Origin of the sequence: Bordetella petrii (assembly GCF_000067205.1) — a bacterium.
GTDB classification, from domain to species: Bacteria; Pseudomonadota; Gammaproteobacteria; order Burkholderiales; family Burkholderiaceae_B; genus Bordetella_A; species Bordetella_A petrii.
Window position 1 is genome coordinate 3,404,447 of record NC_010170.1, and the last position, 24,447, is coordinate 3,428,893.

22 protein-coding genes and 1 pseudogene are annotated in these 24,447 nt (G+C 66.2%); 5 read left to right on the forward strand and 18 right to left on the reverse strand.

The genetic code is table 11. The annotated features are described in order from the left end of the window. Positions 1-7: 7 nt before the first annotated feature. From ccoN to BPET_RS16465, 3 genes are all read right to left on the reverse strand, one after another. On the reverse strand, positions 8-1,483 hold the full coding sequence (ccoN, locus tag BPET_RS16455; RefSeq protein WP_012250147.1) for a cytochrome-c oxidase, cbb3-type subunit I: 1,476 nt from the start codon (positions 1,481-1,483) through the stop codon (positions 8-10). An 86-nt stretch (positions 1,484-1,569) separates the two neighbouring features. After that, entirely contained in the window at positions 1,570-1,713 is a 144-nt protein-coding gene (ccoS, locus tag BPET_RS26045) for a cbb3-type cytochrome oxidase assembly protein CcoS (protein ID WP_012250148.1), read from the reverse strand. After that, on the reverse strand, positions 1,710-2,690 hold the full coding sequence (locus BPET_RS16465) for a P-type ATPase (RefSeq protein ID WP_012250149.1): 981 nt from the start codon (positions 2,688-2,690) through the stop codon (positions 1,710-1,712). Before BPET_RS16465 ends, ccoS begins: the two co-directional genes overlap by 4 nt. A 230-nt stretch (positions 2,691-2,920) precedes the next feature. Here BPET_RS16465 and BPET_RS16470 point away from each other — a divergent pair, with 230 nt between their 5' ends. The 3 genes from BPET_RS16470 to BPET_RS16480 are packed head-to-tail and all read left to right on the forward strand — an operon-like array spanning position 2,921 to position 4,018. Beyond that, on the forward strand, positions 2,921-3,232 hold the full coding sequence (locus BPET_RS16470; protein WP_012250150.1) for an ArsR/SmtB family transcription factor: 312 nt from the start codon (positions 2,921-2,923) through the stop codon (positions 3,230-3,232). A gap of 20 nt (positions 3,233-3,252) precedes the next feature. Continuing rightward, positions 3,253-3,771: a rhodanese-like domain-containing protein gene (locus BPET_RS16475; RefSeq protein ID WP_012250151.1), complete on the forward strand. Its 519-nt coding sequence runs from the start codon at positions 3,253-3,255 to the stop codon at positions 3,769-3,771. 43 nt (positions 3,772-3,814) lie between these two features. Then, a complete protein-coding gene (locus BPET_RS16480) occupies positions 3,815-4,018 on the forward strand; it encodes a YgaP family membrane protein (protein WP_012250152.1) in 204 nt (67 codons plus the stop codon). 117 nt (positions 4,019-4,135) lie between these two features. On the opposite strand, the gene aceA is transcribed toward BPET_RS16480, so the two are convergent. Continuing rightward, positions 4,136-5,461, reverse strand: a complete 1,326-nt coding sequence (gene aceA / locus BPET_RS16485; RefSeq protein ID WP_012250153.1) for an isocitrate lyase — start codon at positions 5,459-5,461, stop codon at positions 4,136-4,138. 321 nt (positions 5,462-5,782) lie between these two features. On the opposite strand from aceA, the gene queF reads away from it, so the two are divergent. Next, positions 5,783-6,604 carry an NADPH-dependent 7-cyano-7-deazaguanine reductase QueF gene (queF, locus tag BPET_RS16490; RefSeq protein ID WP_041863005.1) on the forward strand — a complete coding sequence of 274 codons (822 nt, stop codon included), beginning with the start codon at positions 5,783-5,785 and terminating at the stop codon, positions 6,602-6,604. Positions 6,605-6,630: 26 nt separating this feature from the next. Here queF and BPET_RS16495 read toward each other — a convergent pair whose 3' ends face one another. From BPET_RS16495 to BPET_RS16555, 13 genes and pseudogenes are all read right to left on the reverse strand, one after another. Continuing rightward, positions 6,631-7,632 (reverse strand): cytochrome-c peroxidase, encoded by a 1,002-nt coding sequence (locus BPET_RS16495; protein WP_012250155.1) that lies wholly within the window; start codon positions 7,630-7,632, stop codon positions 6,631-6,633. A 142-nt stretch (positions 7,633-7,774) separates the two neighbouring features. After that, positions 7,775-9,073, reverse strand: a complete 1,299-nt coding sequence (locus tag BPET_RS16500) for an MFS transporter (RefSeq protein ID WP_012250156.1) — start codon at positions 9,071-9,073, stop codon at positions 7,775-7,777. A gap of 79 nt (positions 9,074-9,152) precedes the next feature. Continuing rightward, positions 9,153-9,725, reverse strand: coding sequence for a CDP-diacylglycerol--glycerol-3-phosphate 3-phosphatidyltransferase (gene pgsA / locus BPET_RS16505; protein WP_012250157.1), 573 nt, complete (start codon positions 9,723-9,725; stop codon positions 9,153-9,155). 38 nt (positions 9,726-9,763) lie between these two features. Continuing rightward, positions 9,764-11,593, reverse strand: a complete 1,830-nt coding sequence (gene uvrC / locus BPET_RS16510) for an excinuclease ABC subunit UvrC (RefSeq protein ID WP_041863007.1) — start codon at positions 11,591-11,593, stop codon at positions 9,764-9,766. Beyond that, on the reverse strand, positions 11,556-12,611 hold the full coding sequence (gene nagZ / locus BPET_RS16515) for a beta-N-acetylhexosaminidase (RefSeq protein WP_012250159.1): 1,056 nt from the start codon (positions 12,609-12,611) through the stop codon (positions 11,556-11,558). Before nagZ ends, uvrC begins: the two co-directional genes overlap by 38 nt. A gap of 41 nt (positions 12,612-12,652) precedes the next feature. Then, positions 12,653-13,090 (reverse strand): holo-ACP synthase, encoded by a 438-nt coding sequence (gene acpS / locus BPET_RS16520; RefSeq protein WP_012250160.1) that lies wholly within the window; start codon positions 13,088-13,090, stop codon positions 12,653-12,655. 76 nt (positions 13,091-13,166) lie between these two features. Beyond that, positions 13,167-13,907, reverse strand: a complete 741-nt coding sequence (locus tag BPET_RS16525) for a pyridoxine 5'-phosphate synthase (protein ID WP_012250161.1) — start codon at positions 13,905-13,907, stop codon at positions 13,167-13,169. Continuing rightward, positions 13,904-15,406 (reverse strand): efflux transporter outer membrane subunit, encoded by a 1,503-nt coding sequence (locus BPET_RS16530; protein ID WP_012250162.1) that lies wholly within the window; start codon positions 15,404-15,406, stop codon positions 13,904-13,906. The genes BPET_RS16525 and BPET_RS16530 overlap by 4 nt, the downstream gene beginning before the upstream one ends. Next, positions 15,403-18,626, reverse strand: a pseudogene (locus BPET_RS16535) (multidrug efflux RND transporter permease subunit). The gene BPET_RS16530 and the pseudogene BPET_RS16535 overlap by 4 nt, the downstream one beginning before the upstream one ends. Before the next feature lie 61 nt (positions 18,627-18,687). Continuing rightward, the gene (locus BPET_RS16540) at positions 18,688-19,935 is read right to left on the reverse strand and encodes an efflux RND transporter periplasmic adaptor subunit (RefSeq protein WP_012250165.1); all 1,248 of its coding nucleotides are present in this window, start codon (positions 19,933-19,935) and stop codon (positions 18,688-18,690) included. Between the two features lie 154 nt (positions 19,936-20,089). Beyond that, the gene (locus BPET_RS16545) at positions 20,090-20,467 is read right to left on the reverse strand and encodes a helix-turn-helix domain-containing protein (protein WP_012250166.1); all 378 of its coding nucleotides are present in this window, start codon (positions 20,465-20,467) and stop codon (positions 20,090-20,092) included. A 217-nt stretch (positions 20,468-20,684) separates the two neighbouring features. Further along, positions 20,685-21,872 (reverse strand): DUF3734 domain-containing protein, encoded by a 1,188-nt coding sequence (locus BPET_RS16550; protein ID WP_012250167.1) that lies wholly within the window; start codon positions 21,870-21,872, stop codon positions 20,685-20,687. Beyond that, complete coding sequence (locus BPET_RS16555) at positions 21,869-22,453, reverse strand: DUF4136 domain-containing protein (RefSeq protein ID WP_012250169.1); 585 nt, start codon at positions 22,451-22,453, stop codon at positions 21,869-21,871. Before BPET_RS16555 ends, BPET_RS16550 begins: the two co-directional genes overlap by 4 nt. A 130-nt stretch (positions 22,454-22,583) precedes the next feature. On the opposite strand from BPET_RS16555, the gene BPET_RS16560 reads away from it, so the two are divergent. Beyond that, the gene (locus tag BPET_RS16560; RefSeq protein WP_041863009.1) at positions 22,584-23,390 is read left to right on the forward strand and encodes a TOBE domain-containing protein; all 807 of its coding nucleotides are present in this window, start codon (positions 22,584-22,586) and stop codon (positions 23,388-23,390) included. Positions 23,391-23,652: 262 nt separating this feature from the next. Here BPET_RS16560 and BPET_RS16565 read toward each other — a convergent pair whose 3' ends face one another. After that, positions 23,653-24,447: an ABC transporter ATP-binding protein gene (locus tag BPET_RS16565; protein ID WP_012250170.1), complete on the reverse strand. Its 795-nt coding sequence runs from the start codon at positions 24,445-24,447 to the stop codon at positions 23,653-23,655.

Here is a 24,447-nt window from a genome sequence, read left to right on the forward strand (position 1 = left end):
AACCTCGTCAGACAGTAGCGGGCGTGGCGATGGCGGCGCGCGGCTGCGGCTCGCCGGACGGAATCGCCGGGTTGACGGCGCGTTGACCGCGCAGCGTCATCCAGACGTTCCAGGCCATGATGAACACGCCCGCCAGGTACATGGCGCCCCCCGTGAACCGGATCACGTAGTACGGCAGGCGCGTCTTGAGTTCTTCGACGAAGCTGTAGACCAGCGTGCCGTCGGTTGCCGTGTCGCGCCACATCAGGCCCTGCTGGACGCCGGCGATCCACATCGAGGCGATGTACAACACCACGCCGATGGTGGCCACCCAGAAATGCAGCTCGACGGCCCGCATGCTGTGCATGGCCGTGCGGCCGTACAACCGCGGGATCAGGTAGTACAGCGAACCGAAGGTGATCATTGCCACCCAACCCAGCGCGCCGGAATGCACGTGGCCGATCGTCCAGTCGGTGTAGTGCGACAGGGCGTTGACCGTGCGGATCGACATCATCGAGCCTTCGAAGGTGGACATGCCGTAGAACGACAGCGCGGTCACCATGAATTTCAGAATAGGGTCGGTGCGCAGGCGGTGCCAGGCGCCCTGCAGGGTCATGATGCCGTTGATCATGCCGCCCCACGACGGCGCCAACAGGATCAGCGAGAAGGTCATGCCCAGCGACTGTGTCCAGTCGGGCAGCGAGGTGTACAGCAGGTGGTGCGGCCCGGCCCACATGTAGGTAAAGGCCAGCGCCCAGAAGTGCACGATGGACAGGCGGTACGAGTAAATGGGCCGGCCCGCCTGCTTGGGCACGAAGTAATACATCATGCCCAGGAAGCTGGTGGTCAGGAAGAAGCCCACGGCGTTGTGGCCGTACCACCATTGCACCATGGCGTCCTGTACACCGGCGTAGGCCGAGTACGACTTCCACAGCGACACCGGCATCTCAATGTTGTTAAAGATATGCAGGATGGCGATGGTGAGGATGTACGAGCCGAAGAACCAGTTGGCCACGTAAATGTGCCGCACCCGGCGCTTGACGATAGTGCCGAAGAACACCACGGCATAGGCCACCCACACCAGCGTGATGAGGATGTCGATGGGCCATTCGAGCTCGGCGTACTCTTTGCTGCTGGTGTAGCCCAGCGGCAGCGTGATGGCGGCCGCCACAATGACCGCCTGCCAGCCCCAGAAGGTGAACGCCGCCAGCTTGTCGCTGAACAGGCGCGCCTGACAGGTGCGCTGCACCACATAGTAAGACGTGGCGAACAGGCCGCTGCCGCCGAAGGCGAAGATCACGGCATTGGTGTGCAACGGCCTTAGGCGGCCGTAGCTGAGCCATGGAATATCGAAGTTGAGCTGCGGCCAGATGAGTTGCGCGGCGATCAGTACGCCGACCGCCATGCCCACAATGCCCCAGACGACCGTCATGACAGCAAACTGCCTGACGACCTTGTAATTAAATGTTGCTTGTCGATCGGCAGTTGTACTGCTATCAATCATGGTCTGTCCCCCAGTTGATACGGAGATAGGATGATCGACCGAGCAGCATTAGTCCGTCTTGATTTTGATCAAGACTAGGACAAGTCTTAGGTATCGGGCTCCTGAAAAATGGAACTTCCGGCGTCGTCGGGGTCGTCGAACTGGCCATTGAACACCGCCCAACCCAGCGCCAACCCGATAACCAGCACGAACAGCAGCGATAGCGGCAACAGCAGGTACAGGATGTTCATGGCGCCACCGAGGCCCCGTTGACGACGACCAGGGCTGGAGGGGCCAGCGCCCGGTAGCGGCGGTACAGGTGCCAGGCATTAGCCGCCACCGCCAGCGACGACAACAGCATGGTGATGGCCGCCAGCCACGGCGCCACCCAGCCGGCCAGGGCCAGCGGCACCATGAGCAGGTGCCAGGCCAGCGAGCCATACAGGCTCAGGCGCGCCGTCTTGCGCGTGGCGGCCAGCAGATCGTGGAACCGCGGGGCATCCAGGCCCGGCGCGGCGGCGTGCGCGGCAGCCAGGGCGGTGGGCACCGCCATGGCCATGGCGCAGGGGCAACTGATGACCAGAAGCGCCACCATGACCGGTACGGCGTGGCCCGGGGCCAGCCAGGCCCAGACCGCGCCGGCAGCCAGCGCCAAGCCCACCTGGGCCGCCGCGAAACGGGTGGCCACGCGGTCGGCGGCCGCACCGAGCGCGCGGCGGCGGATTTCCAGGCGCGCATGTCGCCGGGCGGCGGCCGGCCCGGCCTGCGGCGCGACCGACTGGCGCGCGCACAGCGCCAGGTAACGCGCGGTGAGCAGGAAGGCCACGAACATGGTGACCGAATCGAAATAGACTTCGCCCTGGCGCGTCCAGGTGGCGTGGACGCTGGGCAGGAAGGCCGCGACTATACCCAGCGCCACGGGCACGTCCATGCCGCCCCGGCCGCGCCGCAGGCTGCGCGCCGCGCCTTGCCAGACGGGCCAGGCCGAATACAGCACTACCGGCACGGTCAGGACCAGGCTGGCCCAGTTCATGAGCACGATGGCCCAGTCGAGCGTGGCCAGGGCATCGGCCGGGATGCCGTCGTGGCGCACGTAGCCCGGCCAGGCGAACATCATTACCTGCATCATGGCCAGCCAGGCCCAGCCCAGGCGCAACAAGGCGTGCCGCCGCGCCTGCCGGGCAGCGAGCGGCAAGGAAGCAGGCACCGAGAAAATAGAGGAGGGCATGCGGCCGATCGTAGCCAGGGGCCGCCGCAGCAGATTTGATAAAAATCAAACCAATAGCAAACCGGACCGTTTAACGGACTACGGCGTCGCCTTGGCTTTTTGCCCGCCGCCGCAGCGCGCAACATGGCAGGTTCATGAGTTTTATCAAACAAGCGGCCGGGCACCTATATTAGGATTTTCTAAATTAGATTTTCCTTATATAGACGGCTCCCCGCCCTGCCCCCGACCATATGGCCCCGCCCCGGAAAGATCAACTATTCATGCAGCAAGGCGCGGCCAAAGCGGCTGCCATGCTGCGCGCGGTCGGCAACCCGAACCGGCTGCTGATTCTGTGCCTGCTGATCGAGCACCAGGAACTCACCGTCGGAACGCTGCGGGAATACGTCGGACTGAGCCAGTCGGCCCTGTCCCAGCACCTGGCCAGAATGCGCGACGAGGGCCTGGTGGCTTTCCGGCGTGAATCGCAGGCCCTGCACTACCGCATTGCCAACCCCGACGTCGCCAGACTCATCGCCACCCTGAAGTCCATTTACTGCCCCTGACCCTTGCAGCCATCACACTCATGACACTGCTTTCTCTGTCGCCGCAGGCGGCGCACAGCCTGGTTGCCCAGGGCGCCCTGCTCATCGATATCCGCAGCGCCGCCGAATACGCCGGCGAACGCATTGAACAGGCCCGGCACATACCGCTGGACCAGCTGGCCGGCGTCCGCCTCGATGCGAGCGGCGCCGCCGTGATCTTTCACTGCCGCTCAGGCCACCGTACCCAGGCAAACGCCGCCGCCCTTGTCGCATGCGTGGGCGGCGAGGCCTACGTGCTGGACGGCGGGCTGGCTGCCTGGAAAAAAGCCGGGCTGCCCACCCTGCGCACCGCCGGCCCACGCCTGGACGTGCAGCGCCAGACAATGATCGCAGCCGGCTCGCTGGTATTACTGGGCGCCCTGCTGGGCGCCGCCGTGTCACCCTGGTTCTATCTCGTGCCGGGCGTCGTCGGCACGGGCCTGGTGCTGGCCGGTCTGTCGGGTTTCTGCGGTCTGGCCCGGCTACTGATGAAAATGCCCTGGAACCGGCCCGCCCCCTGAGCACGCAGGTTTCCCACGATTTCGCTCACCATAGGAGAAAACCATGAAATTCAACGTAGGAGGCCTGGACCGCGCGCTGCGGATCGTCATTGGCCTGGCGCTCATGGCGCTGGCGGCCACCGGCGTGGTCGGCTGGTGGGGCTGGCTGGGCGCATTGCCGCTGCTTACGGGCCTGTTCCGCTTCTGCCCGGCCTATTCGCTGCTGGGGCTAAACAGTTGCCCGCTGCGCGCCAAAGGCAGGTCCTGACCCGCCTGGCAAAAAAAAAGTGGGGTGCCCACAGGCACCCCGAACCACCCTACAGCAACAACCCTTTACTCATTCATATAGTTGGGCGCGGCCGGCCAGCGGCCGTGCCCGCACCCATCAGGCGGCGCACGCCTGCGCTTTTTCGCCTTGCTCGAACTGCGCCTCTTCGGTCGAGCCGGTCAACGCCGTGGTGGACGACTGTCCGCCTTCGATGGTCTGGGTGACCGCATCGAAATAACCCGTGCCGACTTCGCGCTGGTGCTTGACCGCGGTGAAGCCCAGTTCGGCCGCCGCGAATTCCTTCTGCTGCAGTTCGACGAACGCGCTCATCTGGCGGCGCGCGTAGCCGTGCGCCAGTTCGAACATGCCGTAGTTCAGCGCGTGGAAGCCTGCCAGCGTGATGAACTGGAACTTGTAGCCCATGGCGCCCAGCTCGCGCTGGAACTTGGCCACCGTGGCGTCGTCCAGGTTCTTCTTCCAGTTGAACGACGGCGAGCAGTTATAGGCCAGCAGCTTGCCGGGAAACTGGCGATGAATGGCTTCGGCGAACTTGCGCGCGTATTCCAGGTTGGGCGTCGAGGTTTCGCACCAGATCAGGTCGGCATAAGGCGCGTAGGCCAGACCGCGCGAGATGGCCTGGTCGATGCCGGCCCGGGTGCGGAAGAAGCCCTCGACCGTGCGCTCGCCCGTGATGAAGGGGCGGTCGTTGGCGTCGACGTCGCTGGTGACCAGGTCGGCCGCGTCGGCGTCGGTGCGCGCCAGCAGCACGGTGGGCGTACCCATGACGTCGGCCGCCAGGCGCGCCGACACCAGCTTAGACACGGCTTCCCGGGTGGGCACCAGCACTTTGCCGCCCATGTGGCCGCACTTCTTCACAGACGCCAGCTGGTCTTCGAAATGCACGCCGGCCGCGCCCGCCTCGATCATGGCTTTCATGAGCTCGAAGGCGTTGAGCACGCCGCCGAAGCCGGCCTCGGCATCGGCCACGATGGGCGCGTAGTAATCGATGTAGCCTTCGTCGCCCGGATTCTTGCCTTCCATCCATTGGATCTGGTCGCAGCGCGACAGGGCGTTGTTGATGCGGCGGACCACCTGCGGCACCGAATTGGCCGGGTACAGCGACTGGTCGGGGTACATTTCGCCCGCCAGGTTGGCGTCGCCCGCCACCTGCCAGCCCGACAGGTAGATGGCCTTCAGGCCGGCCTTGACCTGCTGCATGGCCTGGTTGCCGGTCAGCGCACCCAGCGAATTGACGAAGGGTTCGCTGTGCATCAGTTCCCACAGACGAGTGGCGCCGCGGCGCGCCAGGGTGTGCTCGACGGCGACCGAACCGCGCAGGCGGATCACGTCTTCGGCGCTGTAGGCGCGCTTGATGCCCTGCCACCGGGTGTTTTCAGCCCAGTCTTTCTGCAGATTGCGGATTTCGGTTTCGCGATTGCTCATGAAGTGCTCCTGTAAGTGAGGAAAAGACGGTGATCCGGTTGCTGGCGCGAGGGGCGCCGCGTTGGATAAAAGTCTATGCCTGTGTTGCGGAGCAATGAGGCCACTTCTCTTATATAAGACTAAAAAATTTCTTCTTTAATTTCATATATTTATGAAATTCATTTTGTATTGTGGAATGAAATTTCCATTTATGAAATGGGCGGACATTGCTGTGCAGCACCCGCTTTCATATGGCGACCACTGGCTTTCACCATGTGGAATTATGGGCCCGGCTCAAGCCCTACAATGCAAGGCTTGAATCCTGCCTGTCATGTGTGCGCCATGTCTTTGTCGAATGCCCCGCTGGGCCAGAACGTTGCCTATCCCGCCCATTACGACCCCAGCCTGCTGTTTCCCATTGCCCGTGCCCAGAACCGCGCCAGCCTGAACCTGTCCGGCCCCCTGCCTTTCGTGGGCGTGGATATCTGGAACGCCTATGAGCTGTCCTGGCTCGACCGCAAGGGCAAGCCCCAGGTTGCCATGGCGCGCTTCACGGTGCGGGCCGACAGCCCCAACATCATCGAATCGAAGTCGTTCAAGCTGTACTTGAATTCGTACAACCAGACGCGCCTGGACAACGCAGAGGTACTGGGCGAACGGCTGGCTAACGACTTGTCGGCGGCGGCCGGCGCGCCGGTAGAGGTAGACCTGATTCTGCCCGCGCGCTTCGGCACACTGGCCATGGCTGAACTGGACGGCATCGATCTCGATAGCCTGGACATTGCCATCGACACCTACTTGCCGGATGCCGGGCTGCTGCGCTGCGCGGCGGGCGAACCGGTAGCCGAAACACTGGCCTCGCGCCTGCTGAAGTCGAATTGCCCGGTTACCGGTCAACCTGACTGGGCCAGCGTGCAGATCAGCTATCGCGGCCGGCCGCTGGACCGCGCCGCGCTGCTGCGCTACCTGGTGTCGTTCCGCGACCATGCGGAATTCCACGAGCACTGCGTGGAGCGCATCTACACCGACATCATGGCGGCCTGCCGGCCCGAGCAACTGACTGTCTATGCCCGCTACACGCGGCGCGGCGGCCTGGACATCAACCCCTGGCGCAGCAACTTCGAGGCAGCACCGCCCGCCGACGTGCGCACGGCCAGACAATAGGGCCGTGCGCGCGGCGGCCCGCGCCGCTACGGATTGAAGGGCTGCGGCCGCGGGGTGGCGTCCGAGGAAGGCGGCAACGCGGGCAGCTTGATGACGGGCTGTTCGCCGGTAAGGGTCTTCAGGAATGCCACGATCTGGCCGTTTTCTTCGGGCAAAAAGGTGCGCCCGAGCTGCAGCCGGCCCATGACGTCGACGGCCTCGGCCAGGGTGGCGGCCTCGCCATCGTGGAAGTACGGATAAGTCAGCGCCACGTTGCGCAGCGTGGGCACCTTGAACATGAAACGGTCGGCGTCCTGGCCCGTGACGGCCGCGCGGCCTTCGGCCGGGTTGGCCGTCTGGTAAGGCGTGACCAGCCCCATTTTCTGGAACGAGTTGCCGCCGGCCGCGGGGCCATTGTGACAGGCCACGCAGCCGCTGCTCTTGAACAGGTTGTATCCGGCCAATTCTTGCACGGTAAGAGCCTTGGCGTCGCCACGCAGCCATTGGTCGAAACGCGCGTTGGGCGTGACCAGGGTTTCTTCGAAGGCGGCCAGCGCTTGCGTGACTTCGTCGATGGTGATGGCATCGGTGCCGAAGGCCTGTTTGAATTCAGCCCGGTAGCCAGGAATGGAGCTCAGCACCTGGATGGCCAGTTCGTGCGACGATGCCATTTCGGCAGGGTTGGCGATGGGGCCGCCGGCCTGCTCGCGCAGGTCTTTGGCGCGGCCGTCCCAGAATTGCGCGATGTTCAGGCTGGAATTGAGCACTGTGGGTGAATTGATGCCGCCCTGCTGCCAGTTGTGTCCGATGGATGCCTTGAGGTTGTCGGCCCCCCCCATGCTGAGGTTGTGGCACGAGTTGCACGAGATGGCGCCAGACTTCGACAGGCGCGGATCGAAAAACAGCTTCTTGCCCAACTCGACCTTGGCGGGCTCGGTAATGACGGCCGGCTCGATAGGCTGGATGGGCTCCTGCTGCTGCGCCGGCGCCGGTTGCGCCCACAATCCAGCCATGATCGCGGTAACCCAAAGAATTTGCTGCTTGCTCATGTTGCTTTCCTGACGTATGACCACTTGGTCTTCATGGTTATTACAACGTAGCGGCGCTCCGCGAGCGTTGCTCGGCATCAAACGGTCGAGCGGTGGGAATGAACTACAGGGCAACGGCGCGGGGGGCGTCCCGCGCCGGGCGTCATTTGTGCGTACCGTACTGTGCGGCGGCTGAGGCCGGCGCCAGGCGCGCCTGCACGGCAATCCATTGCGCCAGCAGCGCGGCCACGGCGAACGCCACGCCGGCGCCCACCCACGGCCCCTGGCTGATGCCGGCGTCAAGCAACAGGCCGAAGGCCAGCGGCCCCAGGGCCGAGCCGACGTCCATGCCGGAATACACCAGGCCGTACACCGAGCCGATAGTGCCCTTGGGCGTGACGCGCCGGATCAGCATGTCGCGCGACGGAGCCGCCACGCCGGAGCAGAACCCGGCCAGCCCCACCACCGCGGCCGCCAGGCCTGCGGGCACGAGGCCCAGCGCCAGCACCACCAGCGTCAGGCCAGCCAGGATCAGGGCGACGGTGACCGTGCGTTCGGTGCGGGGGTTGGCCGACACCAGGAAGCCGCCCGCCGCCATGCCCACGGCCGAAGCCACCATGTAGCCCGACAGCGCCGAGCTGGCGGCCACCTTGGACAGGTCATAGAGCTGGCCGAGCAGCGGAATGGTGTAGTTCTGCACGGACGACAGCGCGATGGACGTGCAGGCAAAGAAGAGGAAAGCGCCCCACAGGGCCGGTTTGGCCAGCAGCGCCGACAACGTGGCCAGCACGCCGTCCTGGGCGGGCGCGGCAACGGGAGCGGGAGCGCCGCCCGCCACGGGTTCGGGAAGATGCGCGGCGCCGCCAATCAGGTGGCGGCCCAGGATGGTCAGCAACAGCACCAGCGCCACCAGGCCGGCCGCGCTGAAGGCGGCCACGCGCCAGTCGGACAGCAAGGTAATGGACGTGATGAATACCGGCGTCAAGGCCCAGCCCAGGTTGCCTGTCAGGCCATGGGTGCTGAACGCATGCCCCAGGCGCGGGGCGCTGACGCGGTTGTTCATGATGGAATAGTCGGCCGGATGGAACACGGAATTGCCTACGCCGCCCACCACGGCCGCCAGCATCAGCATGGCGTAGCCGTTGGCCGACCCGATCAGTATGCCCGAGAGCACGAAGCTGGACAGGCCGAACCATAGCACCGGACGCGCGCCGATGCGGTCCACCACGAAGCCGGACGAAGCCTGGCCCACGCCGGACACCACATAGAAGGTGGACACCAGCAGGCCCAGCCGCGCGAAATCGAGATCGAACGCCGTGCCCAGCGATACATACAGCGACGGCAACACCAGCTGGAAGAAGTGCGACGAGGCGTGGGCAATGCCGATCAGCAGGATGGTGAGCCAGTCGCGGCGGCGCAAGTCGGGGGAATCCAGCGTGGCGGTATCTGCGGCAGAAGACATGTCAGCGACGGCCGGTGGGGCCGCGGAAAGCGCGGGCGCGGCAGGCCCGCGTGGGTATGCAGGGTTCGGACGTGCGGGCCTATTGAGATTTCTCGCGGATGGCGGGCCAGGCTCGCCGCAGGTAATAAAACATGGACCAGACCGTGAGCACGGCCGCGATGATGATCAGCACATCGCCGAGCAGGCGGCTGGACAGCCCGAACAACTGCTGGTTGTACAGCAGGCAGGGAATGGCGACCATCTGGGCGGCGGTCTTGAACTTGCCCAGCCGGTGCACCGCGACGCTGGCGCTGGCGCCGATCTTGGCCATCCATTCGCGCAGGGCCGAAATGGTGATTTCACGCCCGATGATGATCAGCGAGATGAAGGCGTCGACCCGCCCCAGGTCGAGCAGCACGATCAGGGCGGCGCACACCATGAGCTTGTCGGCCACCGGATCGAGAAATGCGCCGAAGGCCGAAGTCTGGTTCCAGCGGCGGGCCAGCCAGCCATCGAACCAATCGGTCAGGGCGGCAATGATGAACGCCCAGGCAGCCAGGGTGTCGCGAGCGGGCTCGGCCATCCAGGTGCCGGGGATGTAGAACAGCCCCACCACCAGCGGGATCATGGCGATGCGCAGCCACGTCAGGATAATAGGCACGTTGATTGGCATAATGCTCGTATGCTACATCACTGAGTAGAAAAGAACCCTCAGTTGTGCAGCGCGTCATAGATGCGCTCGGCCAGGTCGTGCGAAATGCCGTCGACGGACGCCAGGTCTTCGATGCTGGCGGACGCCACCCCGGAAAATCCGCCGAAGCGCGCCAGCAGGCGCTGGCGGCGGCGGGCGCCGACGCCTTCGATTTCTTCCAGGCGCGATACGTTGCGGGCCTTGGCGCGGCGCGCGCGCATACCGGTGATGGCGAAGCGGTGGGCCTCGTCGCGCACCTGGGCGATCAGCATCAGGGCGGCCGACTCGCCCCCCAGGGCCACCGGCGGACGCCCATCGGCGAACACCAGGGTTTCCAGGCCGACCTTGCGCCCTTCCCCCTTGGCCACCCCTACCAGTGTCTGGATGTCGAGCCCCAGTTCGGCGAACACCTGCCGCGCCACCTCGACCTGGCCCTTGCCCCCGTCGATGAGCACCAGCCCCGGCATGGGCGCTTCGCCGTCGGCGACCTTGCCGAAGCGGCGCGTCAGCACCTGGCGCATGGCGGCGTAGTCGTCGCCCGGCGTGATGCCGGCGATGTTGTACCGGCGATACTGCGCCGGCTGCATGTCGTGATGCAGGAATACCACGCACGAAGCCTGGGTGGCCTCGCCGGCGGTATGGCTGATGTCGAAGCACTCGATGCGCAGCGCGTCAAGCGCGGCCTCGTCGGTATCGAGGTCGAGCGCCTCGGCCAGCGCCAGCGTGCGCGCGGCGCGCGCGCCGGACTCGGTCAGGGCCCGGGCCAGCGCCATGTCGGCATTCTTGGCTGCTTGTTCGAGCCAGGCCCGGCGCACCCCTTGCGGACGGGTCAACACACGCGCTGGACGCGCGTTGGCCTGTTCGGCCAGCAAGGCCATCAGCCCGGCGTCAGGCAAGGCGTGCGAACACACCAGCACGGGCGGCAGCGGATTGTCGGTGTAGTGCTGCGCGATGAAGGCTTCGAGCACCTGCGGCGCATCCTGGCCGTCGACGTGCACCGGAAAGAACGGTTTGTCGCCCAGATGGCGGCCAGCCCGCACCATTGCCAGGTTGACGCAGGTTTTGCCGCCCGCGGCGGCCACGGCGATGATGTCGGTGTCTTCGCCGCTTGTATCTTCCATGGTCTGCTGGTGCAGCACGCGCGCCAGCGAGCCCATCTGGTCGCGCAGCGCGGCGGCTTCTTCGAAGCGCAGCTCGCTGGATGCCTGCAGCATGCGTTGTTCGATTTCACCCATGACTTCGCGCGCCTCGCCATTCAAGAAGCGGGCGGCCCGGGCGACGTCGCGCGCGTAGTCATCGGCTCCGATGGCGCCGACACAGGGCGCCGAGCAACGGCCGATCTGGTGCAGCAGACAGGGCCGCGAGCGGTTGGCGAACACGGTGTCTTCGCAGGTGCGCAGGCGGAATACCTTCTGCAGGATCTGGATGGTCTCGCGCACCGCCCAGGCATTGGGAAACGGCCCGAAGAACTGGCCGCGCTTGTTGGTGGCGCCGCGGTAGTAGGCAATGCGCGGCCACTCGTGGCCGGTGATCAGCAGGTACGGATACGACTTGTCGTCGCGGAACAGGATGTTGTAGCGCGGCCGCAGGCTCTTGATGAGGTTGTTTTCGAGCAGCAGCGCCTCGGCCTCGGAACGCGTAACCGTGACCTCGACGCGCGCCACCTTCGCCACCATCTGGGCGATGCGCGGGCTGGCCAGATTTTTCTGGAAGTACGACGAGACGCGCTTTTTCAGGTCGCGCGCCTTGCCCACGTACATGACGACGCCTTCGGCATCGACATGGCGGTAGACACCGGGCAGGTGCGGCAGGTCAGCCAGGAACGATTTGAGATTGAATTCGTCGGGCATGCTGGTAGCGGGTCTCGGCTTGCAAGGCGTCCCAGTCGGGCGCGGCGAAGCGCGGCATCAGGCGGCGGATGCGGGCCACGGATTCGGGCGGATGCGCCACGTCCAGGCGCTGCAGCAGGTCGTCGGCCAGGTCGGGCCGGTTGCATACCAGCACCATGTCGCAGCCAGCGCCCAGCGCGGCCTGGGCTCGCGCCAGGATGTCGCCAGCCACCGTCGCGCCTTCCATGGTGAGATCGTCGGAAAACACCACGCCGTCGTAGCCCAGCTTGCCGCGCAGGATGTCCTGCACCCAGCGGCGCGAGAATCCCGCCGGTTGCTTGTCGACTTTGGGATAGATCACGTGGGCCGGCATTACCGCCGGCAGCACCGCATCGCCCAGCCAGGCGTAGGGCGCGGCGTCGTCTTTCAGGATGCGTTCGAGCGGGCGCGGGTCGACCGGTATTTCGTGATGCGAGTCGGCGCCTACGAAGCCGTGGCCGGGGAAATGCTTGCCGCAGGCCGCCATGCCCGCCTGCGCCAGGCCTTGCGCCAAGGCACGGGCCAGCATGGCCACCACGCGCGGGTCGCGATGGAAGGCGCGGTTGCCAATGACCTTGCTGACGCCGTAGTCCAGATCGAGCACGGGCGTGAAGCTGAGGTCGACGCCGCAGGCGCGCAGCTCGGCCGCCAGCACATAGCCGGCCTCGGTGGCCAGGCGCATGGCGGCCAGCGGGTCGCGGTCCCAGGCCTTGCCCAGATCTTGCATGGCGGGCAGCGGCGTGAAGCCGTCGTCGCGAAAGCGCTGCACGCGGCCGCCCTCGTGGTCGACCGCGATCAGCAGCGGTTCGCCGCGGGCGCGGTGAATTTTGCGGGTAAGCGCGCACAGCTGCTTGCGGCTTTCAAAATTGCGGGCAAACAGAATCACCCCGCCCACCAGCGGATGCCGCAGACGGCGCTTTTCTTCTTTGGTGAGCGTGGCGCCGGCCACATCGACCATGACCGGGCCGGGCGGCAGCGGGGCTTTGCTTTTCTTGGCCATATGGGGCTTGTCCTTCGATAAACGGAACGGGCGAACCGGCCTCAGGGCTTGCGCTCGACCACCACATAGGCGGCGGCCAGGTCGGATTCGTCGGTAATGGAAACGTGGGCGGCGCCGAAGCGCGGCTGGTACCACTGGAGCAGGCTGGGCGCCAGCACCAGCACCGGCCGCCCGCCCGGCGCATTGAGGGTCTGCACGCGCGTCCAGGTCATGGGCATGCGCATGCCCAGGCCGATGGCCTTGGAGAAAGCCTCTTTGGCGGCGAAGCGCGTGGCCAAAAAGCGCACCCCTCGGGCGGCGTCGCGGGCACGGCGCGCGTGGAATTTCTGCAGTTCTTCCGGACCCAGGATCTTTTCGGCGAAGCGGTCGCCATGGCGCGCCAGGGCGCGCTCGACGCGGTCGATGCGCAGCAGGTCCATGCCGATGCCGGCAATGCCTCCGGATGGCGGGAACGAGGAAGTGACGGGCGTATCGGACATCGGGTTCGGGATCGGCACACGGAATGCGGGGCGGCAGCCGCCCCGCACCTGGAATGATACGCGACCGGAACGCGGTTCAGCGGCCCCGCAGCGCCTGCTGGCGGGCCTGCACCATCAAGGCCTTCATGTCGCGCACGGCCTTTTCCCAGCCGTCGAACACGGCCTGGGCCACGATGGCATGGCCGATGTTGAGCTCGGCGATGCCGTCGAGCGCCGCGATGGGCGCCACATTGCCGTAATGCAGGCCGTGTCCGGCATTGACCCGCATGCCGTGGCGCAGGCCCTCGGCCAGCGCGGCGCGCAGGCGGTCGAGTTCAGGGCCGGCCTGGCCGTCGGGCGCCTCGGCATAGGCGCCGGTATGCAGCTCGATGACCGTGGCGCCGGCCTGGGCGGCCGCCTGGATCTGCGCGATGTCAGGGTCGATGAACAGCGACACCCGAATGCCTGCATCGTGCAGGCGCGCCACCGCATCGCGCACGGCGTCCAGCGCGCCGGCAACCTCCAGGCCGCCTTCGGTGGTGAGCTCGGTGCGCTTTTCGGGCACCAGGCAGACATCGCTGGGGCGCACGGCGCAGGCGATGTCGAGCATTTCCGGCGTGATGGCGCACTCCAGGTTCATGCGGGTGCGCAACAGCGGCCGGATGGCGTGCACGTCGGCATCCAGGATGTGGCGGCGGTCTTCGCGCAGGTGCAAGGTGATCAGGTCGGCGCCCGCGTCTTCGGCGCGCAGCGCGGCCTGTACCGGATCGGGGTAAACCGTGTGGCGTTGCTGCCGCAGCGTCGCCACGTGATCGATATTGACGCCCAGTTCTATCATGGTGCCTTCGCGGAAGAGACTTGGGTGGCTTCGTTCCAGCCGCCGCCCAGGGCCTTGTACAGCTCGACGCGGTTGTTCAGGGCTTCGAGCCCGGCTTGCACCAGACCCAGCTGCGCGCTGAAGAAATCGACCTGGGCCGTCTGCACCTGCAGGTAGCTGTCGATGCCGCTGGTGTAGCGCAGGTTGGACAATTCCAGCGTGCGCGCGGTAGACGCCTGCAACGAACGCAGCGCATCGAGCTGCGCGCCGTAGGTGGCTTCGCCCGCCAACGCGTCCGACACTTCCCGGAACGCCTGCTGGATGGTCTGCTCGTATTGCGCCACCGCGATGTTGTCGCGCGCCTTGGCCAGATTCAGGCCTTCGCGGATGCTGCCGCCGGCAAAGATGGGCGTGGTGATCGACGGCGTGAAATTCCAGGCCCGTTGCCCGCCCTCGAACAGCGACCCCATCGACGTGCTGGCAAAGCCCAGCATGCCGGTCAGGGAGATGGTCGGAAAGAACGCCGCGCGGGCCGCGCCGATATTGGCATTGGCGGCCTTGAGCTGGTTCTCGGCCGCCATGATGTCGGGCCGGCGCTCGAGCAGGTCGGACGGCAGGCCGGCCGGCACGGTGGCCAGCAGCTGGTCGCGGCCGAACTCGGCGGGCGCCGGCAGGTCGGCCGGCAGCGGCACGCCCACCAGCACGGTCAGCGCGTTGATCGACTGCGCCCGCACCCGCGCCAGTTGCGCCAGGTCGGCCGAGGCGGAATCGAGCAGTGCCTTGGACTGGTTCAGTTCCAGCTCGGAGGCCACGCCGCCGTCGAAGCGGCGCTTGACGAGGTTGTACGACTCTTGGCGCGAGGCCAGCGTCTTGCGGGTGAGGTCCAGTTGCACCTCGGCCGCGCGCTGCGTGAAATAGGCCTGCGCCACCGCGCCCACCAGGGTGATGTGCACGCTGCGCTGCGCCTGCTCGGTGGCCAGGTACTGCTGGTACGCGGCTTCGGACAAATTGCGCAGGCGGCCGAACAGGTCGATTTCGAACGAGGTCAGGCCGATGCCGGCCTGGAACGTGTTGCCGACCGTGTCCGAGCCCGTGGGACTCATATTGGCCGGCACGCGCTGGCGCGTGCCTTCGATGCCGGCGCCAATGCTGGGCCACTGGGCGCCGCGCTGCACGCCGTACTGGGCGCGCGCTTCTTCGACTCGTTGCACGGCCATGCGCAGATCGCGGTTGTTGACCAGCGACAGCTCGATCAGGGCCTGCAGGCGCGGATCGCGGAAGAAGTCGCGCCAGCCGATGTCGGCTGCCGGCACGGCGCCTTGCGGCGCCACGGCCTGGGCGGACTGCTCGGACAACGACGTGGGCTGGTCGTAGCCGCCGTACTGCACCTTGGGCTGCGCCGGCCAGTCGCCCGGCACGGGCGACTCGGGACGGTGGTAATCAGGCGCCAGCGAGCAGCCGGCCAGCACTGCCGCCACGCAGGCCGACAGCGCGGTTCGTTTGTACATCAGGGCTGTCATTCCTTGCCCTCCTGGCCAGGGGCCGCGGACGGCCCGTCGCCGGATTGGTCGGACTGCGCCTCGCGGGCGCGCTTGGCGGCCTGCTCGGCCTCGAATTCTTTGAGCTCGTTGCCCAGCAGGCGCGGCTTGGTCTTAAAGAGGCTCAACACCACCACGAAGAAGGTCGGCACGAAGATCACGGCGAACGGCGTGGCCGCCAGCATGCCGCCCAGCACGCCGATACCCACCGCGCGCTGGCTGGCCGCGCCCGCGCCCGTGGCGATGGCCAAGGGGATGACCCCCAGGATGAAAGCCAGCGAGGTCATCAGGATGGGGCGGAAACGCAGCCGCGCCGCCTCGACCGTGGCCTCGTACAGCCCCATGCCACGGGCGTACTGGTCTTTGGCGAACTCGACGATCAGGATGGCGTTCTTGGCGGCCAGGCCGATCACGGTCACCATGCCCACCTGGAAGTACACGTCGTTGGACATGCCCAGCACAGACACCAGCGCCACCGCGCCCAGCATGCCCAGCGGCACCACCAGCATCACCGACAGCGGGATGGCCCAGCTTTCGTACAGGGCCGCCAGCACCAGGAACACCACCAGCAGCGACAGCCCCATCAGGATGGGAGCCTGGCTGCCCGCCTGGCGTTCCTGGTACGACAGGCCGTTCCATTCGTAGCCAAAGCCGGAGGGGAGCTGGCCCACCAGGCGTTCCATTTCGGCCATGGCTTCGCCTGTGGTGTAGCCGGGCGCCGCATCGCCGCCGATGCGCATCGACTCATAGCTGTTGTAGCGCACCACCTGCACCGGCCCCTGGGTCCATTTTGCCGACACGAAGCTCGACAAAGGCACCATGCCGCCCTGGTTGTTATTGACGTTCATCTTGAGGATGTCGTCGACCTGCATGCGATGGCGCGCCTCGGCCTGCACCCAGATGTTCTGCATGCGGCCCATGTTGGGGAACTTGTCGATGTAGGCCGAGCCCAGCGCAGTGGAAAGCAGCGTGGCGGCCGCATCGAAGTCCACGCCCAGGGCGGCGGCCTTGTCGCGGTCGATGGTCAGGTTCAGCTGCGGGCCTTCTCCCAGGCCGGTGATGCGCACCTGCGACAGCACCGGGCTCTTCATGGCCATGCCCATCAGCTGGGCAGTGGCCTGGGCCAGCGCCGCGCTGCCCGCGTTGGCGCGGTCCTGCAGCCGGAAATCGAAGCCGCTGGCGTTGCCCAGCGAAGAAATGGCGGGCGGCACCAGGTGAACACCTGCGCGTCATGGATGCCCATCAGCTGCTTCTGGAACGCGTTGAACGCGATCGCGCCGGCCGAATCCTTGCGGTCCTTGCGCTCCGAGAAGTCTTTCAGGGTCGAGAACGCGATGGCGGCGTTCAGGCCGTTGCCGTTGAAGCTGTAGCCCTGCACGGTGATCACGTTTTCGACGGCGGGCAGCGACATGAAGTAGCTTTCGACCTGCTCAAGAACGTCGACCGTGCGGTTGGCGCTGGCGCCGGTGGGCAGCTCGATGTTGCTGACCACGTAGCCCTGGTCTTCTTCAGGCAGGAACGACGACGGCAGGCGCAGGTACAGCCAGCCCAGCAACACCACCAGCACGACGAAGAACAGCATCATGCGGCCGCCCTTGTGCAGGATGCGCGCCACCCAGTTCTGGTAGCGGTGCGTGGTGGCGTCGAAACGGCGGTTGAACCAACCGAAGAACCCTTTCTTGTCGACGTGGTGGCCTTTGGGAATGGGCTTCAGGATGGTGGCGCACAGGGCAGGCGTGAAAGTCAGCGCCAGGAAGGCCGAAAAGAAGATCGACACGGCCATTGCCACCGAGAACTGGCGGTAGATGACGCCCACCGAGCCGCTCATGAATGCCAGTGGCAGGAACACCGTGACCAGCACCAGCGTAATGCCCACGATGGCGCCGCTGATCTGCGGCATGGCCTTCTTGGTGGCCTCTTTGGGGGGCAGCCCCTCGGCCGCCATGATGCGCTCGACGTTCTCGACCACCACGATGGCGTCGTCGACCAGGATGCCGATGGCCAGCACCATGGCGAACATGGTGAGCACGTTGATGGAAAAACCCAGCGCCAGCATCACCGCGAAGGCGCCCAGCATGGCCACCGGCACCACCAGGGCCGGAATCAGCGTGTAGCGCACGTTCTGCAGGAACAGGAACATCACCAGGAACACCAGCACCATGGCTTCGCCCAGCGTGTGCACCACCTGCTCGATGGAGATCTTGACGTAGGGCGCGGTATCGTACGGGATGTCGTACTTGATGTTGCCCGGGAAATACTTGGACAGCGACTCCATCTGCTCGCGCACGCCCTCGGCGGTGGCCAGGGCGTTGGCGTCGGGCGACAGCACAATGGCGAAGGCGGCGGTCGGCTTGCCGTTCAGGCGCGCGCCGAACTGGTAGTTGTCGGCGCCGACCTCGATGCGCGCCACGTCGCGCAGCCGCACCGACGAGCCGTCGGTGTTGGCGCGCAGCACGATGTTGCCAAAGGCCTCGACCGAAGACAGCTGCCCGTTGACGATGACCGTGGCGGTCGAGCGCTGGCTATCGGGGTTGGGCGGCGCACCCATGCTGCCGGCCGAGATCAGTACGTTCTGCCGGCTGATGGCGGCGTTGACCTGGGCCGCGCTGAGATTGAAGCCCACCAGCTTGTCCGGGTCGATCCAGATACGCATGGCGCGCGGTGCGGCGAACAGCTGGAACTGCCCCACGCCGGGCACGCGCGACACCGGGTTCTGCACGTTGCGGGTGATGTAGTCGGCCAACGCCGTCTGGTCCAGGCTGCCGTCGGTGGACGACAGCGTGACGATCATCAGGAAGCCGGCGCTGGTCTGCTCGTACTGGATGCCCTGCTGGTTCACGGCCACCGGCAACTGCGCCGACACGTTGGACACGCGGTTCTGCACGTCGACCTGCGCCAGGTCCGGGTCGGTGCCGGGCGCGAACGTGGCGGTGATCTGCGACTGGCCGTACGAGTCACTGACCGACTCGTAATACAGCAGGCCCTTGGCGCCGTTGAGCTGGTCCTCGATGATGCTGGTGACCGACTCGGCCACTTCTTTGGCCGAGGCCCCGGGATACGTGGCCGTGATGGTGATGGCCGGCGGCGCCACGTCGGGATACTGCGCGACCGGCATATTGGGAATCGCCAACAACCCGGCCAGCAGGATGAACAGGGCGACTACCCAGGCGAAAATCGGTCGTTCGATAAAAAATTGCGGCATGTGGGCTGACTCTGGAAGTGCTCACGAAAACAGGCACGCGGCGCCAGGCGCCGCGTGCCGTTCAGGACTGCTGCCCCGAGGCCGGCTGCTCCGGCTTGGCGCCGCCGGCTGGCTGGTCGCCCGGCGCCGGCTTGTCTGCTGGCTTGCCGGGCTGGGAAGCGGCCTTGCCGGCGCCCCCCGGCTGCCAAGGCGACGCCTGGACGGGCGCCCCCGGACGGATCTTCTGGAAGCCCTCGACCACGACCACGTCGCCGGCCTTCAGGCCGCTGGTAATGAGCCACTGGTTGTCGATCACCGAGCCGGTAGTAACGGGAACCTGCTCGATCTTGTTGTCTTTCACCAGCATCAGGCTCTGCATGCCATCGGCGGTGCGCTGCAACGATTGCTGGGGCACCAGCAGGGCCTGCTGGTCGGTGCCTTCGTTGACCCGCACCCGCACGTACATGCCGGGCAGCAGGATGTTGTCGGGGTTGGGCACTTCGGCCCGCAGATTGACCTGGCCGGTGGTCGGGTCGACCGTGATGCCCGTGAACAACAGCTTGCCGGGATGCGCGTAGACCGAGCCGTCTTCCAGCACGACGTCTACGCGGGCGGCGTTCTCGCCCTCGCGCTGCATCTGGCCGCTGGCGAATGCCTTGCGCAGCTTGGCAAGGTCGACCGTGCTCTGGGTGAAATCGATGTAGACCGGATCGAGCTGCTGCACCAGCGCCATCTGGGTGGCCGAGGTCGCCTCGACCAGCGCGCCCTCGGTGACCAGCGGCTTGCCGATGCGGCCCGTGATGGGCGAAGTGACATCGGTGTAGCCAAGGTTGATCGAGGCGTTGTCCAGGTTGGCCTTGGCCGCGGCGACCGACGCTTCGGCCTGGCGGTAGTTGGCTACCGCGTTGTCGTATTCCTGTTTGCTCACCGCATTGGCCTTGACCAACGGCGCATAGCGGTTGGCCAGCGCCTTGGCGCTATACAGGTCGGCCTGCGCCTGCTTGAGCTGGGCGGCCGCCTGGTTGCGCGCGGCGACGTACGGAGCCGGATCGATCTTGAACAGCAGCTGCCCTTCCTTGACGTCGCCGCCCTGTTCGAATTCGATTTTCTGCACGATGCCGGTCACGCGCGCGCGAATCTGCGCATCGCGCACGGCGTCTACCCGGCCGGGCAGATCGGACACTATGGAAGCTGGTTTGGGCTGGACCGTAACGACGCTGACCTGCGGCATGCCCGGATTCATTTGCGGACGCTCGTTGCAGCCCGCCAAAGCCAGAACGGCAAGCGCGGCGACACCGAATCCCGAGACACGATGAGGCGAAAAACGCATGGATTCCTCACGGAGTAGAACCGTGGCGCGCGAGCCTGCGCACACGGGACCGAACGCACAACAATGCGTCCGGGAAGCCCGTTAATGTACCGTATTTTTGTCTTAAAACTACAGTTTTTCGCGCATTCTTACTGTATTGCGCGCTGTATGCTGCCTAAGACGTGACGCCTTCCGCGGCCAGGTGGCCCAAAAATACGTACCCCATGCCATGCACTGTATGCAACGGCAAGGTTGCTCCCACGGCCCGCACTTTTTTGCGCAGCCGGCTGATAGATACATTGACGGTGCGCAGGCTGGTTTGCGGCAGCATCTGCGCCAGCGCTTCACGCGTGAGTTCGCGCTGCGGACTGGCCAGCAGGCATAGGAAGCACGCGCGCTCGGTGGCGGTCAGGCTCAGGCGCCGCCCCTCGGGCGTGGCCAGCATCCAGCCCTGGTACAGCAGGCTCCACCACCCATCGCGACCGCTGTGGGGTGCATGAACAGAAGGCCCGGCGGAATCGGGGGCGGCAGGGGCAGGCAAGGACAGGGTCATGAGTAGCTCAAGGGTGTGACGCGTTGCAAGATGGCGATACTGGAACAATCAGACCGGAGCATTGGATTGCCGGTATGCGCCAAAGGCTACTTCACATGGGGCATTTGCTGCGCGCCGCTACGCGGCGGCAGGTCAGAAATCAGACGGGTCTTATGTGTGCCATTTTCGCGGGGAGAGGTGGCAGCACCCGCGCCGCCGGCCCCGCCCTGCCCGCGGATCAGGATTGGGCGCGATGGATGTCGTGCGCCACGAAGCTCTGATCGGCTGGCGGGCGCTCCAGCACAGAGGGGTTGGCCAGCGTGCGGCGAATATCGGCCAGCCCGCTGTTCCAATGGTCGCGCATGGCCTCCAGGCCGAACTCGTAGTCTTTCGAGTTGCGCTCGTAGTGCTTGGCTTCGTAGATCAGGTTAATAACGTTGACGGCCGGCGTACAGGCCTGTTCGCGGATGTCGGCGAGTTCGGGACTGTTGCGCTCATGCTCGGGCAGGCGCTCGAGCAGGCGTTGCAGGCCGCGCCGCAACTTGAGTACCCGCTGGTACGTGTTCGTGACGGTGCGGGTGCGGCTGGAATACTGGATGTCTTTCTGCCGCTCGGCCACCTCTTCGAGGTTGGTGGGTAACGGCCCGCGCGCCGGCCAAAGGTCGACCTGGAATGCCAGCGTGTCGCGCATGGGATGTGCCGACAATACATGCGCCAGCGGCGTGTTCGAGACCACGCCGCCGTCCCAGTAGTATTCGCCATCGATCTCCACGGCAGGAAAACCGGGGGGCAGCGCGCCCGAAGCCATGATGTGCTCGGCGCGCAAGCGTGTGCGGGTGCTGTCGAAATAGGCGAAATTGCCGGTGCGCACATTGACTGCGCCGAAGCTCGCCCGTACCTCGCCCCGATTGAGCAGGTCGAAATCCACGTACTGGCGCAAGGTATCGGCCAGCGCGCTGGTGTCGTAGAAGCTGGTGGCGGCCGGCCCGCCGCCCTGCAGCCAGTACGGCGGAGGAAAGCGCGGCTTGAAGAAACCCGGCTGCCCGGATACCAGCGCCTGAAAAGCGGCGAGCTGCCCGTTCACGGCCGGCGAGCCAAATCCGAAGGGCACGCCCTGGAACATGCGGGCCAGGGTATCGCCCCAGGGCAGCGCCGCGAAACCGGTGGGGCGGCAGATACTCTCCCAGAAGCCTCGCAAGCGCTCGATGCGCTCGTCCGGCGGCGAGCCCGCGATGATGGCGGCGTTGATGGCCCCGATGGAAATGCCGGCGACCCAGTTCGGCTGGATGCCGGCCTCGTGCAAGCCCTGGTACACTCCCGCCTGGTACGACCCCAGCGCCCCGCCGCCCTGCAACACCAGCGCCACGGTGTCGTAACGGACGGCCGGCGGCTGGCGCCGGCCGCGCCGGGGCGACGCGGCGGTCATTTGGCGGGCGCGGGCTGCTGGGGCGTGCCGTTGCCTGCGCGGAAGGGATAGCGGCTGAAGATTTGCGCAACACTTGCGTCGACGTGCTGCGGCGAGGTGGCCGCGGCCACGTCGTCAACGACGCCCTGGCTGATGCCTTCCCAGACCAGTTGCTTGCGCCTGGCGTCGATCAGGTCGATGTTGAGCGTGCCTTCGTGATACTGGTAGACGTCGTCGGCCCAGCCGTAGCCGGGCCAGCCGCCATAGAAACCCATGCGGTACCCGTAGTACGGGCCGGGCGCCGGCATGACTTCGGCCTTCTGCTGCAGCTTGGCGTTGAAGTTGACCAGCAGGTCGGGCGATTGCGCATCGTAGGTATAGCCGCGCATTTCCATCTGGCCGCGCGTGGCGGTCTTCAGGCGCTCGGTGAGCAATGAACTGTAGCCGGACTTGTCGGTGCCCAGGGGCGACATGAAGCCGAAGCTGCGATAACGGGCGAAATCGGCGCCGTGGTCGTAGTCGCTGCGGATATCGGGCCCGGAGGCGCAGGCCGACAACAGGCTGGCGACGGCCAGGGCGGGCAAGAGCGCGATGCGTTTCATTAGAGTCTCCGCGAGAAGATCGCGCAGGCATCATGCCGCGAAGCCCGCAAACTTGCAACACTATCTCATTCGCATTGTGACCCGTCCAGGCCGGCCGCTACACTATGCGCTGCCCTCTTATCCGATTGCCATGCCCTCTGCTCCGCTTGAACTCGACGGCTCGATCTGGCTGCGCGCCGGCGCCCAGACCTGGGGCGGCAAAAGCCGCATCGACCTGCTGGCGCAGATCGCCGCCACGGGCTCGATCAGCGCCGCGGCGCGCGCGGTGGGCATGAGTTACAAGGGCGCGTGGGACGCCATCGACACCATGAACAACCTGGCCGGCGAGCCCCTGGTGCTGCGCGCCACCGGCGGCCGGGGCGGCGGCGGCGCCCGCCTGACCGAGCGGGCGCACAAGCTGGTGGCCACGTTCCGCGCGCTGGAAGCCGAACACCGGCGCGTCATGGCCCACCTGGCGCAGGCCGGCCTGGACGCCGCCGGCGACCTGAATCTGATGAGACGCATCATGCTGAAGACCAGCGCCCGCAACAAGCTGCTGGGCACCGTCAGCGCCATTCGCGCGGGCGCGGTGAACGACGAGATCTGCCTGCGCCTGGCCGGCGGCCAGCATATCGTAGCCACCATCACGCGCGAAAGCACGGCCGAGCTGGCCCTGGACGTCGGCGCGCAAGCCATCGCGCTGATAAAGGCGCCCTCGGTGCTGATCGCCCTGCCCGGCGACGGCGTACGGCTGTCGGCCAGCAACCAGCTGTCCGGCAAGGTGGCCGAAGTGCGTGCCGGGGCGGTCAATAGCGAAGTGATCCTGGAGCTGGACGGGGGCGGCACCATCGTCGCCATCGTCACGCAGGACAGCGCCCGCGCCCTGGGCCTGGCGCCGGGCGTGCCGGCGCTGGCCGCATTCAACGCGTCGAGCGTGATCCTGGGCGTGCTGGCGTAGCTTGCATCCAGGTGCGACCCTGGCGTTGCCCAGGCATTGCCGTGGCGCCCAAGCATTGCCCAGGCATTGCCCAGGCATTGCCCAATGCATTGCCCAAACATTGCCCAAACATTGCCCAGGCATTGCCCAGGCATTGCCAGGTGTCAGGCTCCCGCAGGGTGCCTGACACCGATGTGCGCAACGGCTGTCTCAACAAAACGGTGTCAGGCACCCTGCGGGAGCCTGACACCTGGGTATAAGCAATGTCCGGCCAGGCCCGGCGTCAGCCCAGCAGCAGCGCGTCGTCCGACAGTTTCTCGCCGCGCACGCGTTCGAACATGGCGAGCAGGTCGGGCACGTCCATGCCCTTGCGCTCGTCGCCCGACACGTCCAGCACCACCTGCCCCTGGTGCAGCATGACCGTGCGTTCGCCGACGTCCAGCGCCTGGCGCATGCTGTGGGTGACCATCATGGTGGTCAGCCCCGCTTCGGCCACGATGCGCGCCGTGAGCTGCAGCACGAAATCGGCCGTGCGGGGGTCCAGGGCCGCCGTATGTTCGTCGAGCAACAGGATGCGCGACGGCTGCAGGGCCGCCATCAGCAGGCTGACCGCCTGGCGTTGGCCGCCGGACAGCAGGCCGATGCGGTCGGTCAGGCGGTTTTCCAGTCCCAGGCCAAGCGTGGCCAGACGCTCGCGGAAACCTTCGCGCATGGACGCCTTGACCGCGCGGCTGAAGCCGCGGCGCGTGCCGCGCAGCTGGGCCAGCGCCATGTTTTCTTCGATGGTGAGGTCTTCACAGGTGCCCGCCATGGGGTCCTGGAATACTCGTGCCACGCGTCCGGCGCGCTGCCAGACGGGCTCGCGGGTGACGTCGGCGCCTTCGATATCGATGCGCCCGGAATCGACCGGCAGGTCGCCCGACACGGCATTCAGGAAGGTAGACTTGCCGGCCCCGTTGGAGCCGATGACCGTCACGAACTGCCCACTGGGGATTTCCAGCGACAGCCCGCGCAGCGCCCGCGTCTCGATGGGCGTGCCGGCGTTGAAGGTGATTTTCAGGTCTTGTGCGCGCAGCAT

Excerpts from the sequence above, each read along its gene's own strand:
- ccoN (WP_012250147.1), bottom strand. The coding sequence starts at position 1,483 with ATGATTGATAGCAGTACAACTGCCGATCGACAAGCAACATTTAATTAC.
- ccoS (WP_012250148.1), bottom strand. The coding sequence starts at position 1,713 with ATGAACATCCTGTACCTGCTGTTGCCGCTATCGCTGCTGTTCGTGCTG.
- BPET_RS16465 (WP_012250149.1), bottom strand. The coding sequence starts at position 2,690 with ATGCCCTCCTCTATTTTCTCGGTGCCTGCTTCCTTGCCGCTCGCTGCC.
- BPET_RS16470 (WP_012250150.1), top strand. The coding sequence starts at position 2,921 with ATGGCCCCGCCCCGGAAAGATCAACTATTCATGCAGCAAGGCGCGGCC.
- BPET_RS16475 (WP_012250151.1), top strand. The coding sequence starts at position 3,253 with ATGACACTGCTTTCTCTGTCGCCGCAGGCGGCGCACAGCCTGGTTGCC.
- BPET_RS16480 (WP_012250152.1), top strand. The coding sequence starts at position 3,815 with ATGAAATTCAACGTAGGAGGCCTGGACCGCGCGCTGCGGATCGTCATT.
- aceA (WP_012250153.1), bottom strand. The coding sequence starts at position 5,461 with ATGAGCAATCGCGAAACCGAAATCCGCAATCTGCAGAAAGACTGGGCT.
- queF (WP_041863005.1), top strand. The coding sequence starts at position 5,783 with ATGTCTTTGTCGAATGCCCCGCTGGGCCAGAACGTTGCCTATCCCGCC.
- BPET_RS16495 (WP_012250155.1), bottom strand. The coding sequence starts at position 7,632 with ATGAGCAAGCAGCAAATTCTTTGGGTTACCGCGATCATGGCTGGATTG.
- BPET_RS16500 (WP_012250156.1), bottom strand. The coding sequence starts at position 9,073 with ATGTCTTCTGCCGCAGATACCGCCACGCTGGATTCCCCCGACTTGCGC.
- pgsA (WP_012250157.1), bottom strand. The coding sequence starts at position 9,725 with ATGCCAATCAACGTGCCTATTATCCTGACGTGGCTGCGCATCGCCATG.
- uvrC (WP_041863007.1), bottom strand. The coding sequence starts at position 11,593 with ATGCCCGACGAATTCAATCTCAAATCGTTCCTGGCTGACCTGCCGCAC.
- nagZ (WP_012250159.1), bottom strand. The coding sequence starts at position 12,611 with ATGGCCAAGAAAAGCAAAGCCCCGCTGCCGCCCGGCCCGGTCATGGTC.
- acpS (WP_012250160.1), bottom strand. The coding sequence starts at position 13,090 with ATGTCCGATACGCCCGTCACTTCCTCGTTCCCGCCATCCGGAGGCATT.
- BPET_RS16525 (WP_012250161.1), bottom strand. The coding sequence starts at position 13,907 with ATGATAGAACTGGGCGTCAATATCGATCACGTGGCGACGCTGCGGCAG.
- BPET_RS16530 (WP_012250162.1), bottom strand. The coding sequence starts at position 15,406 with ATGACAGCCCTGATGTACAAACGAACCGCGCTGTCGGCCTGCGTGGCG.
- BPET_RS16540 (WP_012250165.1), bottom strand. The coding sequence starts at position 19,935 with ATGCGTTTTTCGCCTCATCGTGTCTCGGGATTCGGTGTCGCCGCGCTT.
- BPET_RS16545 (WP_012250166.1), bottom strand. The coding sequence starts at position 20,467 with ATGACCCTGTCCTTGCCTGCCCCTGCCGCCCCCGATTCCGCCGGGCCT.
- BPET_RS16550 (WP_012250167.1), bottom strand. The coding sequence starts at position 21,872 with ATGACCGCCGCGTCGCCCCGGCGCGGCCGGCGCCAGCCGCCGGCCGTC.
- BPET_RS16555 (WP_012250169.1), bottom strand. The coding sequence starts at position 22,453 with ATGAAACGCATCGCGCTCTTGCCCGCCCTGGCCGTCGCCAGCCTGTTG.
- BPET_RS16560 (WP_041863009.1), top strand. The coding sequence starts at position 22,584 with ATGCCCTCTGCTCCGCTTGAACTCGACGGCTCGATCTGGCTGCGCGCC.
- BPET_RS16565 (WP_012250170.1), bottom strand. The coding sequence starts at position 24,447 with ATGCTGCGCGCACAAGACCTGAAAATCACCTTCAACGCCGGCACGCCC.